This window comes from Curtobacterium sp. VKM Ac-1395 (assembly GCF_015350975.1).
Taxonomy (GTDB): Bacteria; Actinomycetota; Actinomycetes; order Actinomycetales; family Microbacteriaceae; genus Curtobacterium.
This window is the reverse complement of the sequence record NZ_JADKRX010000002.1, coordinates 208,948-221,903: the sequence shown is the minus strand read 5'-3', so window position 1 is coordinate 221,903 and position 12,956 is coordinate 208,948. Positions and strand designations below refer to the sequence as shown.

At 72.7% G+C, this 12,956-nt stretch carries 13 protein-coding genes; 6 read left to right on the top strand and 7 right to left on the bottom strand.

All coding sequences use genetic code 11. From position 1 onward, the window contains the following. A partial coding sequence (locus tag ITJ68_RS05735) for an ABC transporter ATP-binding protein (protein WP_194660353.1) occupies positions 1-480 on the top strand: 480 nt, incomplete at its 5' end. 818 nt (positions 481-1,298) lie between these two features. Here the strand turns inward: ITJ68_RS05735 and ITJ68_RS05730 are convergent. Continuing rightward, positions 1,299-2,738, bottom strand: a complete 1,440-nt coding sequence (locus ITJ68_RS05730; RefSeq protein ID WP_194660352.1) for an amidase — start codon at positions 2,736-2,738, stop codon at positions 1,299-1,301. Between the two features lie 138 nt (positions 2,739-2,876). Between ITJ68_RS05730 and ITJ68_RS05725 the strand changes: the two genes are divergently transcribed. The 4 genes from ITJ68_RS05725 to ITJ68_RS05710 all read left to right on the top strand — a co-directional run bounded on the left by ITJ68_RS05725 (position 2,877) and on the right by ITJ68_RS05710 (position 6,578). Then, complete coding sequence (locus tag ITJ68_RS05725) at positions 2,877-3,527, top strand: IMPACT family protein (RefSeq protein WP_194660351.1); 651 nt, start codon at positions 2,877-2,879, stop codon at positions 3,525-3,527. A gap of 83 nt (positions 3,528-3,610) precedes the next feature. Next, positions 3,611-3,796, top strand: a complete 186-nt coding sequence (locus ITJ68_RS05720; RefSeq protein WP_194660350.1) for a zinc transporter permease — start codon at positions 3,611-3,613, stop codon at positions 3,794-3,796. A 113-nt stretch (positions 3,797-3,909) separates the two neighbouring features. Beyond that, positions 3,910-5,553 carry an ABC-F family ATP-binding cassette domain-containing protein gene (locus ITJ68_RS05715; RefSeq protein ID WP_194660349.1) on the top strand — a complete coding sequence of 548 codons (1,644 nt, stop codon included), beginning with the start codon at positions 3,910-3,912 and terminating at the stop codon, positions 5,551-5,553. A gap of 110 nt (positions 5,554-5,663) precedes the next feature. Continuing rightward, complete coding sequence (locus tag ITJ68_RS05710) at positions 5,664-6,578, top strand: L,D-transpeptidase (protein WP_194660348.1); 915 nt, start codon at positions 5,664-5,666, stop codon at positions 6,576-6,578. Positions 6,579-6,662: 84 nt separating this feature from the next. Here the strand turns inward: ITJ68_RS05710 and ITJ68_RS05705 are convergent, their stop codons facing one another. From ITJ68_RS05705 to ITJ68_RS05680, 6 genes are all read right to left on the bottom strand, one after another. Beyond that, a complete protein-coding gene (locus ITJ68_RS05705; RefSeq protein WP_228504823.1) occupies positions 6,663-8,201 on the bottom strand; it encodes a GntP family permease in 1,539 nt (512 codons plus the stop codon). A 59-nt stretch (positions 8,202-8,260) separates the two neighbouring features. Beyond that, positions 8,261-8,872 carry a GNAT family N-acetyltransferase gene (locus ITJ68_RS05700; protein WP_194660347.1) on the bottom strand — a complete coding sequence of 204 codons (612 nt, stop codon included), beginning with the start codon at positions 8,870-8,872 and terminating at the stop codon, positions 8,261-8,263. A 58-nt stretch (positions 8,873-8,930) separates the two neighbouring features. Continuing rightward, positions 8,931-9,617 carry a uracil-DNA glycosylase gene (locus tag ITJ68_RS05695; protein WP_194660346.1) on the bottom strand — a complete coding sequence of 229 codons (687 nt, stop codon included), beginning with the start codon at positions 9,615-9,617 and terminating at the stop codon, positions 8,931-8,933. Positions 9,618-9,623: 6 nt separating this feature from the next. Further along, positions 9,624-10,337 (bottom strand): Type 1 glutamine amidotransferase-like domain-containing protein, encoded by a 714-nt coding sequence (locus ITJ68_RS05690; RefSeq protein WP_194660345.1) that lies wholly within the window; start codon positions 10,335-10,337, stop codon positions 9,624-9,626. Continuing rightward, positions 10,334-10,864, bottom strand: coding sequence for a phosphoribosyltransferase (locus ITJ68_RS05685; RefSeq protein ID WP_194660344.1), 531 nt, complete (start codon positions 10,862-10,864; stop codon positions 10,334-10,336). Before ITJ68_RS05685 ends, ITJ68_RS05690 begins: the two co-directional genes overlap by 4 nt. Positions 10,865-10,925: 61 nt before the next feature. Then, positions 10,926-11,699 (bottom strand): SDR family oxidoreductase, encoded by a 774-nt coding sequence (locus ITJ68_RS05680; RefSeq protein WP_194660343.1) that lies wholly within the window; start codon positions 11,697-11,699, stop codon positions 10,926-10,928. A gap of 105 nt (positions 11,700-11,804) precedes the next feature. Here ITJ68_RS05680 and ITJ68_RS05675 point away from each other — a divergent pair, with 105 nt between their 5' ends. After that, entirely contained in the window at positions 11,805-12,896 is a 1,092-nt protein-coding gene (locus ITJ68_RS05675; RefSeq protein ID WP_194660342.1) for an acyltransferase family protein, read from the top strand. Positions 12,897-12,956: the final 60 nt, after the last annotated feature.

The following is a 12,956-nucleotide window of genomic DNA, read 5'->3' as shown; positions in this document are numbered from 1 at the left end:
GGTTCTGGTTCTGGTTCTGGTTCTGGTTCTGGTTCTGGTTCTGGTTCTGGTTCTGGTTCTGGTTCTGGTTCTGGTTCGTCGCACGCGGGGATGGTCGCGTCGGCGCTCGAGCGCGTCGACCTGCCCTCGGACGCGGTGGACCGGTACCCGCACGAGTTCTCCGGCGGGCAGCGACAGCGCATCGCGATCGCGCGGGCGATCGTCCACGGCCCGCGGATCCTGTTCGGGGACGAGCCGATGAGCGCCCTCGACGTGGTCGTCCGCGCACGGGTGATCGAGTTGTTCCAGTCGCTGGCGGCGGAGCTCGGGCTGACGATCGTGCTCGTGTCGCACGACATCGGGGTGGTGCAGCGGCTGTGCGACACCGTCGCGGTGATGTCGGCCGGGCGCATCGTCGAGCACGGGCCGGTGTCCCTGCTCGACGCGCCGACGCACCCCGTCACGCGGGCGCTGGTCGAGGCGGCGCCGACGCTGCCGTAGGGCGCGGGCGCTGGCGTGGGCGCCGGCGCTGGCGTGGGCGCTGTCGTGGCGCCGCTCCGACTCAATGCGACACCGCCGAGGTCGTACGACAGCGATGTCGTCGTTCCGAGTCAGGTGCGCCCGAGCCCGGTCGTCCGCAGGCCACTCGCGCGACACCGTCGAGGTCGTACGACAGCGATGTCGTCGTACGGGCCAGGTCGTGCGTGCGGAGGTTCCGACACCGCACGAGTCGTTCGACGCCCGCGATGTCGCTCCATACGCGTGCATCCCGTGCGTCCGCATGTTCCGACACCGCACGGGTCGTTCGACGCCCGCGATGTCGCTTCATGCGCGTGCATCTCGTGCGTCCGTGTGTTCCGACACCGCACGAGTCGTTCGACGCCCGCGATGTCGCTCGATGCGGACGTATGCCGCGCGTCCCTGCGTCCGCAGGTACCGACACCGCACGAGTCGTTCGACGCCCGCGATGTCGCTCCATGCGCATGCATCCCATGCGTCCGCAGGTTCCGACACCGCACGAGTCGTTCGACGCCCGCGATGTCGCTCGATGCGTCCGCAGGTGCCGACACCGCACGAGTCGTTCGACGCGCGCGATGTCGCTCGATGCGGACGTATGCCGCGCGTCCCTGCGTTCGCGTGTTCGCGACACCGTCGGTGTCGTACGACACCGACGGTGTCGTTCCGAGTCGTGCACACCCGAGTCCGGGCGTCCGCAGGCCACCCACGCGACACTGTCGAGGTCGTACGACACCGACGATGTCGTTCCGCGTCGACCGCCCCGCCCCGCACCCGCACCCGCACCAGCACGCCGCCAGCCCTCACCAGCCGGGCGGGTGCCTCCGCTGCCACCGCACCCGGCGCTCGAGCTGCGCCCCCAGCGCGAGCAGCGTGCGCTCCCCACCCGGCCGCCCGATGAGCTGCACGCCCATCGGCAGCCCGGCACCGTCGGGGTGGTCCGCGGGAGTGACCCCGACCGGCAGCGTGATCGCGGGCAGCCCGGCCACGTTCGCCATCGAGGTCCACGGCGAGTACGCGCACTGGCGACGGAAGTCCTCCTCGGGGTCGTCGCCGTACCACCCGAGCGGCCGCGGCGTCAGTGCCAGCGTCGGGGAGAGCACCGCGTCGAACCGGTCGAACGCCCGGATGAGCGTGGCGGAGAACAGGTCGAGCGCCGTCATCGCGTCGAGCACCTGCGTCCCGGTCAACGCCTGCCCCCGTGCGACGAGCCACGACACCAGCGGCGTCAGCGCGGACAGGTCGATCCCGGGCACCGCGGGCAGCCGCGCCGCCGAGGTCTCCCACGCCACCCGGAACGCCGCGCCGTACGGCACCGAGGGCATCCGGACGTCCTCGACCCCGTGCCCGAGCGCGTCGAACTCCCGGATCGCCGTCGCGACCGCCGCCCGCGCTGCCGGGTCCACGACGACGTCGATCGTGTCGTCCCACGGCGATCCCTCGAGCACGCCGAGCACGAAGCGCCCCTCGCCCCGCACGGCCGCCGCGGTGAAGGGCCCCTGGCCGACGTCGGGCGTGACGAGCGCGTACGGCACCGGTTCGTCGAGCCCGGTCGGTGCCACGAGCGCGTCGAGCAACATCCCGGCGTCCGCCACCGACCGGGTCAGGGGCCCGGCGACGGACAGTCCGCCGACACCCGACCGCCCGGGCATCGACGGCACCCGACCCCGGCTCGGCTTCAGGCCGACGAGCCCGGTCGCCGCAGCCGGGATCCGCACCGATCCCCCGCCGTCCGACCCGACGGCAGCTGGCAGGAGTCCGGCGGCCACTGCGACCGCGGCCCCGCTCGACGACCCTCCCGGCGCCAGGTCCGTCCCGTAGGGGTTCCGCGTCATGCCGAACCGCGTCTCGGACGACGACGACATCCCGAACTCCGGCGTCGTGGTCTTGCCGAGGCTCACTGCTCCCGCTGCGTCCAGGGCCGCGACGACGGGGTGGTCCGCCGCCGCCGGCCGCTCCGGCAACGAGGTGGTGCCGGAGCGCGTGGGGACCCCGGCACGGTCGTACAGGTCCTTGTCCGCGGACGGGAGGCCCCACAGCGGTCTCGACGTCGGCACCAGGTGTCCGAGACGGTCGGCCCGCTCACGAGCGGCGTCCGCCGTGACCGTCACGAAGGCCCCGAGACCCGGGTCCAACCGCTCGATCCGGGCGAGGTAGTGCTCGGTCGCTTCGCGGGCCGTCGTGTCGCCGCGACGGATCCAGTCCCAGAGGTCCTGCGCGGAGAGGTGGTGGAGTTCGAACACGGTCCCCGAGCCTAAGCCGCCGGGGCGGCGCGCGACCAGCGCTGCCCCGAGCCTCAGCCGCCGGGGCGGCGCGCGACCAGCGCTGCCCCCCCCCCCCCGAGCCTCAGCCGCGGACCCCAGCGCGACTACGCTCGTGGAGTGACCCGCCGGTACCCGTCCACGATCGCCAGCGGGGTCGAGCACGAGATCGTCATCACGAAGTCCCGCTTCGTCGCCCACGCCGTCCCGGTCACCGGCCCCGCAGACGCCGAGCGCGTGATCGCCGGCATCCGCCGCGAGGCCTGGGACGCCCGCCACCACTGCGTCGCGATGGTCACCGGCGTGCTGGGCGACCAGGCCAGGTCCTCCGACGACGGCGAACCGTCGGGCACCGCCGGGGTCCCGATGCTCGAGGTCCTGCGCCGCCGCGACCTCACCGACGTCGTGGTCGTGGTCTCGCGCTGGTTCGGCGGTGTGAAGCTCGGCGCCGGCGGACTGGTGCGGGCGTACTCGACCTCGGCGTCCGAAGCCCTCGACCGGGCGACGATCGTCCGACGCGCAGCCCTCACCGAGGTCACGATCGACGTCGAGCACGCCGATGCCGGCCGCGTCGACAACGTCCTGCGTGACTGGGTCCGCCACCACGACGCCACCCTCGGCACGACGAGCTACGGCCAGTCGGCGACCTTCGCGCTCGCCGTGTCCGCCGGGGACCTGGACGCCCTCCGCGCTGACCTCGCCGCCGCGTCCGCCGGCGCCCTCGTCCCCGTCGTCGGCGCCGAGACGGTCGTGGACGTCCCCGCGCCCTGAGTCCGCCCGCAATCGAACCAGGGGTGACGCGATCGCCCCGCCGGTCGTAGCATTCGTGAGAACCGATCTCAGAAAGGATGCCCATGACCGACACCAGCGCAACCCCCACCGGAGACGACGAGCACCGCATCGCGGAGCACGGCGTGCACGAGCACGAGCACGGCCAGCAGGACGACGACCACGAGGCCGTCCAGCACGGCGACCACGTGGACTACGTCCACGACGGCCACAAGCACGCGCTCCACGACGACCACTACGACGAGCACTAGGCACTGACCGCTGCCGTGGGTCCGGGCTTCCCAGGCCCGCGGCGGCGCTCGCCCTGTGACCGGCGTCATGCCGGCCGTCCTGCCGACTCCCGCCGGGATGGGACGATGGGGGCATGACCGCCACGCTCGTCGCCAAGGGCCTCGCCGGTGGGTACGCCGCCCGCACGCTGTTCGACTCCCTCGACCTGACGGTCGCCCCCGGGGACGTCATCGGCGTCGTCGGCGTGAACGGCGCCGGCAAGTCCACGCTCCTCCGCCTGCTCGCCGGCGTCGACGAGCCGCTCGCGGGTACCGTCTCGCTGGCCCCCACCGACGCCTTCGTCGGCTGGCTGCCGCAGGAACACGAACGCCTCGAGGGCGAGACCGTCGCCCAGTACCTCGCCCGCCGCACCGGGTGCACCGCCGCCACCACGGAGATGGACGCCACCGCCGCCGCGCTCGGGGACCCCGACGCCGGTGCCGACGCCGGCGACCGCTACTCCGTGGCGCTCGACCGGTGGCTCGCGTCGGGAGCGGCCGACCTCGACGAGCGGGTGCCCGCCGTCCTCGCCGACCTCGGGCTGACCGTCGACACGGACTCGCTGATGACCTCGCTCTCCGGTGGGCAGGCCGCCCGCGTCGGGCTCGCCGCACTGCTGCTCTCCCGGTTCGACATCGTCCTGCTGGACGAGCCGACGAACGACCTCGACCTCGACGGCCTCGCCCGACTGGAGGACTTCGTGCGCGGCCTCCGCGGCGGCGTCGTGCTCGTCAGCCACGACCGCGAGTTCCTGGCACGAGCGGTCACGAGCGTCCTCGAGCTCGACCTGGCGCAGTCCTCCAACCGGCTGTTCGGCGGCGGGTACGACTCCTTCCTCGAGGAGCGCGCCATCGCCCGGCAGCACAAGCGCGACGCCTACGACGAGTTCGCCTCGACCAAGGCCGACCTGGTCTCCCGCGCCCGGACGCAGCGCGAGTGGTCCAGCCAGGGTGTCCGGAACGCCATGAAGAAGGCGCCCGACAACGACAAGATCCGCCGCAAGGCCGCCTCCGAGTCGAGCGAGAAGCAGGCGCAGAAGGTCCGCCAGATGGAGTCGCGCATCGCCCGGTTGGACGAGGTCGACGAGCCCCGCAAGGAGTGGCAGCTCGAGTTCACCATCGGCAGGGCACCGCGGTCCTCCGCCGTCGTCGCCACCCTGTCCGACGCCACCTTCACCCAGGGCGACTTCACGCTCGGCCCGGTGTCCCTGCAGATCGACGGCGGCGACCGCATCGGCATCACCGGACCGAACGGCGCCGGCAAGTCAACGCTCCTCCGCGCCCTCCTCGGCAAGCAGTCCCCCACGACCGGCACGGCCTCGCTCGGCACGAACGTCGCCGTGGGCGAGGTCGACCAGGCCCGCGCCGTCTTCACCGGGACGACGGCGCTCGCCGAGGTGTTCGAACAGCTCGTCCCCGAGATGGCCACGGCCGAGGTCCGCACCCTGCTCGCGAAGTTCGGGCTGAAGGCCGACCACGTCGCCCGTGCCGCCGGCGAGCTCTCGCCCGGCGAGCGGACCCGTGCGGGCCTGGCGCTCCTGCAGGCGCGCGGCGTCAACGTGCTGGTGCTCGACGAGCCGACGAACCACCTCGACCTCGCTGCCATCGAGCAGCTCGAGCAGGCCCTCGACTCCTACAACGGCACCCTGCTCCTCGTCACCCACGACCGCCGCATGCTCGACACCGTGCAGCTCGACCGCCAGTGGCGGGTCGAGGCGGGGCACGTCACGGAGCGCTGACCCGCCGGACAGGAGGCTCGGTGCCGGTGGTGCGCGAAGCCTCCCGTCCGGTGGCGCGCAGCGCACCTTCACCGTCCTCTGGTGGACTGGACCGGACTGAGGGGGTCGACATGCGTCGGAGGACCTGGCTCGTGGTGGGCATCGCCGCCGCAGCCGTGATCGGCATCGGCATCACGGTGAGCGTCGTGAACACGCCTGACACCCCGCGCGCGGCTGCGACTCCGAGCGCGACACCCTCCCGACCCACCCCGACGCCGACGCCCACGCCGACGCTCGCCGCGGTCCCGGCAGCACCTCCGGCCGCCGAGCTCGCAGCCCTGCCCCTGGCCTTCCACGACGCGGTGGTGCCCGAGCTCCTCGACGGTTCGAGCGCCCACCCCGAGGACTCCTGGCAGATCGCCACCCCGACCGCGCAGCTCGTGGCGCTGTACGCCGCTCCCTCGGCCGATGCCCGCCCGGTCGCGACGCTCTCGGCCACGGTGTCGACCATCGAGACTCCGGCAGCGACCGCGGTCTGGGGTCGCTCAGCGGGCCAGGACGGCGGGATGCTGCTCGTGTCGACCCCGGCCCGGAACCGCACGCCCGGCGACGGCGGGCAGCAGGACGCGCCGAGCTCCACGTTCGCGTGGGCCCGGGCGTCCGACTTCTCGGTGGTCGACACCGACCGGATGATCAGCGTCGACGTCGCTGCCGGCACCGTCTCGGTCGTGACCAAGGACGGCTCCGTCGCGGCGACCGAGGCCGCGCGCCTGGGGACCCCGGACGACCCGACCCCCACGGCGACCGCCACGTACGTCGAGGCCGCCTACGTCGACCCGCGGGTGACGTACACGCAGGGGAACCCGATCATCCTCACGGGCGCGCACTCGTCACGCATCGCCGACTACGGCGGCAATGCGGCCCTCACCGCGCTGCACTACTACCCCGACCCCACCGGCAGCTCCCACGGGTGCGTGCGGATCTCGGCGGCGATGACGCGGACGCTGTCGGCGTTGCCCGTCGGCACGCCGATCCGCTTCAGCTGACGCCGACGCCAGCGCCAGCGCCAGCGCCAGCGCCAACGCCAACGCCAACGCCAACGCCAGCACAAGCACCAGCGCCAGCAGACGTCAGTGGATGAACACCCCGGCCAGCAGCACCCCGAGCAGCCCGGACACGGAGATCAGGCACTCGAGCACGGTCCAGGTCTTGAAGGTCTGCCCCACGGTGGTGTTGAAGTAGCTCTTCACCAGCCAGAACCCGGCGTCGTTGACGTGCGACAGGAACACCGACCCGGCACCGATCGCGAGCACCAGGAGCGACACCACCGGCGAGGACAGGTCCTGCGCGATCGGCGCCATGATCCCGGCAGCCGTGACCGTGGCGACCGTGGCCGAGCCCGTCGCCACACGGACCAGCGCCGACACGACCCACGCGACCAGCAGCACCGAGATGCCCGAGTCCTTGACGGCGTCGGCGATCACGCCACCGATGCCCGTGTCGATGAGCACCTGCTTGAACCCACCACCGGCGCCGACGATGAGCAGCACGCCGGCGACCGGCGGCAGGGCGCTCTCGAGCGACTTCGACACGGCTGAGCGGTCCATGCCCCCGCCGATCGCGAAGAACACCATCGCGTACACGGCGGCGATGCCGATCGCGATCATCGGCGTCCCGAGGAAGTCGAGCACGCCGACCCAGGTGCCGGCGGCGTCGGGCGAGGTGGCCTCGCGGACCGCCTGCGCGAGCATGAGCACCACGGGCAGCAGGATGCCGACCAGCGCCACGGCGAACGACGGGCTGCGCGGCTCGCTGATGACCCGCGTGAAGTCGCTCTTGCCGTTCGGCAGCGACGCGGTGTCCTGGGTCGCGCGGCCACGGCGGGCCTGACGCCCCTCGTGCGCCGGGTCCGAACCGCCACCAGCACCGGTACCGGCACCGCCCCGCGCGCCGAACAGGTCCGGCGCCGGCACGTCCACCCACCGCGCGGCGAACCCGGCGAACAGCGGCCCGGCCAGGATCACCACGGGGATCGCGAGCACGATGCCGAACGCCAGCGTCGTCCCGAGGTTCGCCCCGACCGTCGAGATCGCCACGAGCGGCCCCGGGTGCGGCGGCACGAACGCGTGCATGGTCGACAGCCCCGCGAGGGCCGGCACGGCGATGCGCATCACCGGCACGTCGCTCCGCTTGGCGACGAGCACGATGATCGGGATCAGGAGCACGAGTCCGACCTCGAAGAACATCGGCAGGCCGATCAACGCCCCGATGAGCGCCATCGTCCACGGCAGCGCCGCCTTCGACGACCGCCGGACCAGGGTGTCGACGACCCGGTCGGCAGCGCCGGAGTCGACGAGCAGCTTGCCGAACATCGACCCGAGCCCGACCAGGATGCCGACGCTCGTCATGGTGTCGCCGAACCCGGTGCCGAAGCTCGTGACCGCCTTGTCGGGGGCGAGTCCCGCACCGATGCCGACCCCGAGCGCGCCGATCGTCAGCGCGATGAACGGGTGCACCTTCAGCCAGGTGATCAGCGCGATGATGACGACCACGCCGACCAGGGCCGCGATGACCAGCTGCGGGACGGGACCCGCGGGGTCGATCGTCGGCGTGCCGGCGGCGAGGACGCTGCCCCCACCGTGCCCGCTCGTGTCCATCAGATGCGACATCGGTGCCCCTTCCTCGGACCGCTGCTCCGCGGTCCCGATCCGTCGTCGACCGAACGACCCTACCCCCGCGTCGCGCCCCGGCGCGTCCGCGGCCCACGCAGCCGCAGGCTCATCGTCACCGTGCCGAGCCACCGGTCGTACTTGTAGCCCACCTTGCCCATCCGGCCGACCTCCTGGAACCCGAGCCGCTGGTGCAGCCGGATCGACGCGTCGGCGGACCGGTCCGCGATCACGGCCACGACCTCCCGGACGCCCGCGGCACGGCACTCGTCGAGCAGGGCCTCCATGAGCGCGCGCCCGAGCCCCTTGCCGCCGGAGGCCGGCCCGAGGTAGATCGAGTTCTCCACGACGCGGTCCGACCGGTCTCGCGGGTTCCACGGGTCGACCAGCGCGTAGCCGAGCAGCTGCCCGGACGGGTTCACGGCCACCAGGAACGGCAACCCGCGCCGACGGATCTGGTCGTAGCGCTGCTTCCACGCCGCGAACGAGAGCACGGCGCCGTCGAAGGTCACCGAGGAGTTCCGCACGTAGTGCGCATGGACCTCGCGGATGTCCGGCAGGTCCGTGGGCTCCGCCGCCCGGATCGACCACGCGAACGCGGTCTCCGTCGGCGCGGGCGCACGGAGATGGCGCGGCAGCACCCGCCGCTGGCGGTATTCCTCCTCGAGCACGCCCCAGAGCCTAGGGGTCACCCCCGGCAGGCGGTCACGGGGACGGCCGGGAGGCTCGTCAGGACTGGGCGGGCAGCGTCCAGTCGACGGGGTCGGCGCCCTGGTCGGCGAGCATCGCGTTCACCTGCGAGAAGGGACGGCTGCCGAAGAACCCGCGCGAGGCACTCAGCGGACTGGGGTGTGCCGACGCGACCACCGGGGTGTCCCCGAGGAAGGGCTTCACGGACCCCGCCTGCGCACCCCAGAGCACGGCGACGAGGGGCCGGTCCCGTGCCACGAGCGCCCGGACGGCCTGCTCGGTGACCCGCTCCCAGCCCTTGCCGCGGTGACTGCCGGCGTCACCCGGGGCGACCGTGAGGACACGGTTGAGCAGCAGCACGCCGCGCTCGGACCACGGGCGCAGGTCCCCGTGCTGCGGGGGCGTCACGCCGAGGTCGTCGTGGAGCTCGCGGTAGATGTTCGCCAGGCTCCTCGGCACCGGACGCACGCCGGGGTCGACCGCGAACGACAGCCCGATCGGGTGTCCGGGCGTCGGGTAGGGGTCCTGCCCGATGACGAGCACCTTGACGGCGTCGAACGGGTCCTCGAAGGCCCGGAGGACGGCTGCGCCCGCGGGCAGGTACGGGCGCCCGGCTGCGCTCTCCTCACGGAGCCACTCCCCGATCCGGTGGACGTCGTCCTCCACCGGGGCGAGCGCCTCGGCCCACCCGGGGTCGACGAGGTCGGCGAGCGGTCGTGGCTGCACGGGTGGCTACGCGCCCATGGTGGCGACGGAGACGGAGTCGTCGCCGCTGACCACACGCCAGACGCTGCCGGCCCCGCGGACCTCGAGGGCGCCCTCGCCGACGACGAGCACGGTGTCCTCGTCGATGGCGAGCCCCGCGGTGACGAACTCGGCCTCGGCGCTGGCGATGAGCCGGCTGATCGTGCCGGCCTGCACCGCGTGCACGTCGATGGTCAGGTCGACGAGCCCGAGCCCCTCGCGGAGCTCGACCTCGTCGAGGCCCTCCGACGCGTCCTGTCGGCAGACCTCCACGCCGCCGACGCGCCAGCCGCCGACCAGGGCACGGTCGGCCGCGATCATCGCGCCGGCCGAGTAGCCGAGGTAGGGCAGGCCATCGGAGACGAGCAGACGGATCTGGTCGACGAGCGGGAGCACGGCGTCGAGGTAGTCCGGCGTGCGGCCGCCGCCGACCACGAGGGCGTCGATGTCGCTGAGCACGGAGGTGTCGAGCGGCTGCCCCGGCTGGACCTCGGTCACCAGGACCTCGGCGGCGTCACCGAGGACGGACGCGATGTCGGCGGTCGAGGACGGCGACGCCCCCGACTCGTCGGCGACCGAGAGCAGTCCGATGCGCGGGGCACTCCGACCGACCGCAGCGGAGCGGGCCGTGGCCTCGGCGAGGAAGGACGCGGCGGCGTCCGACGCGGCGAGGAGCCCGCCCCCGACCAGGTGGATGCTCATGACTCGGCCGTCACGGGTGCGAGGGCGCTCCACGGGAACGTGATCCAGCCGTCGACCCGACGCCACACGTGGTCCGGCTCGAGCACGGTGCCGGGCTTGGAGTACAGGCAGGCGCTCCGGACGTCGGCACCCGCCGAGGCGATGATGTCCACGACGAGGGCCAGCGTGCGGCCGGAGTCGGACACGTCGTCGACGACCAGGACGCGCTTGCCGGCCAGGCTCGGGGCGTCGAGTGCGGGGGCGAGCACGACGGGCTCCTCCAGCCGCTGCTCGACGTCGGTGTAGAACTCGACGTTGATCGAGCCGCACTCCTTCGTGCCGAGCGCGTAGGCGACGGCACCGGCGACGATGAGGCCACCGCGGGCGACGGCCACGACGACTTCGGGCTCGAAGCCCCCGGACAGGACGTCCTTGGCGAGCAGCCGCGCCGCGTCACCGAACTCCAGCCACCCGAGGACCTCTGGACCACTCGTCACGGTCACGACACCCGACGAGGAGGGTTCGGCGGGCTCGCTGCTGATCGGCATCCGTCCACGCTACCGGCAGGGACCCCGCCGCCGCGACCCGCAGTCGCAGCCCGGGCGCGTGCTAGGCCTTGGGTGAGAGCGGCCCGCGTGCCAGCTTGTGCTGCGCCGACTGCGCCACCGGCCGGATCGTCACCAGGTCGAGGTTGACGTGTGCCGGCAGTTCGACCGCGTGCACGATCGCCTCGGCCACGTCGTCCGCCGACAGCGGGTCCTCGACGCCGTCGTAGACCGCTGCGGCCTTCGACGTGTCCCCGCCGAAGCGGACCAGGGCGAACTCGTCGGTCTTCACCATGCCCGGCGCGATCTCGACCACGCGGATCGGTTCGCCGTTGAGCTCGAGGCGGAGCGCACCGAGCAGCGCGTGCTGACCGGCCTTCGCGGCGTTGTAGCCGCCGCCGTTCTCGTACGACACGAACCCGGCGGTGCTCGTCACGGTGACGACGTCCGCGCCGCCGGTCGCCGCCGCTCGACGACGCAGGGACGGCAGGAGCGCAGCGGTCACCCGCTTGGTGCCGATGACGTTCACCTCGAACATCGCCCGCCAGTCCTCGACGTCCGAGTCCTCGACCGTGGCGGACCCGAACGCGCCACCGGCGTTGTTGACCAGCACGTCGGCGCCGCCGAGCTCCTCGACCCGGGCAGCGAGCGCGGCCACGGCGTCGGCGGAGGTGACGTCGGCCACGACGGTGTCGGCGCCGGTCTCCTCGGCGAGCGCCGCCAGTCGGTCCGCTCGACGGGCGACGGCCACGACGTCCCATCCACGCTGGCGGAACAGCCGGACGGTGGCTGCCCCGATCCCCGAGCTCGCTCCGGTGACGACGACGCGACGTGCCATGTGGGTTCCTCCAGGTGGTGCCGACCGTGCCGGTGGTGGCGCGGTCCAGCGGTCCCGACCACCGTACCGACCCGGCGCGGTCCCGTTCCGGTACCGTGACCACCGATGACCACGGACGCAGCGCCGCCGGCCCCCGAAGCCCCGGCCACGAACCTCGAGCCGGGGCGGACACCGCGGCGCATCCCGATGTGGGACACCGCGCGGTTCCTCGCCGTCACCCTCGTGGTGATCGGCCACGCGATCCAGCGGCAGACGCCGGCGAGCGAGCACGCCCTGGCCCTGTACACGTTCATCTACGCGTTCCACATGCCGGCGTTCGGCGTGATCAGCGGGTACTTCTCCTCCGCGGACACCCCGACGGGCAAGCGCATGCGACGGACGATCACCGACATCGTCGTGCCGTACATCATCATGCAGACGATCTGGACCGTGGTGCAGGCCCTGGTGGAGGGCGGCAAGAAGTTCAACCCGACGCAGCCGACCTGGACGCTGTGGTTCCTGTTGGCGCTCGGGATCTTCCGGCTGATCCTGCCGTACCTGGCGCAGCTGCGGTGGCCGCTGTTCTGGGCCGTGGTGTTCAGCATCGGCGTCGGGTACTTCGACAACGTCGACTCGACGCTCTCCCTGTCCCGGGCGATCAGCCTGCTGCCGTTCTTCCTGCTCGGCTGGCAGGTGAAGCAGTGGCGCGTGTTCGACCGCTGGTACGAGGCGTCGCGGCGGACGGTCGTCCGGGTGCGCATCGCTGCCGGGGTGGTGTTCCTGGCGTGGGCGGTGTCCTGCGCGCTGTGGATCCCGCAGTTCAAGGAGTTCGACCTCCACCACTGGTTCTTCTACGACGACTCGTACTCGGGCCTCGGCGAGGACGCCTGGTGGGCGGGTGCCGTGCGGTTCGGGCTGATGCTGCTCGCGACGCTGTTGACGGCGTCGTTCCTGCTGCTGGTCCCGCGGCGGACGGTCTGGCTGACGCAGTTCGGCGCGGCGACGATGTACGTGTACCTGCTGCACACGTTCCTGCTCTACCCGATCCGGGAGTCCGGCATCCTCGCCGGGGAGCACTCGGCCTGGCCGTACGTGCTCCTCATGGTCGGCATCGCCTGCGTCGTGAGCCTGTTCCTGGCGCAGCCGTTCGTCCGCCGCGGCATGCGGTGGCTGCTCGAACCGAACGTCGGCTGGCTGTTCCGGAAGGACCCCCAGTGACATCCCCGCGCAGGCGGTCGTCTTCGCTGCGCTCAGTCGGCAGCGCGCGACGTCGCGGCA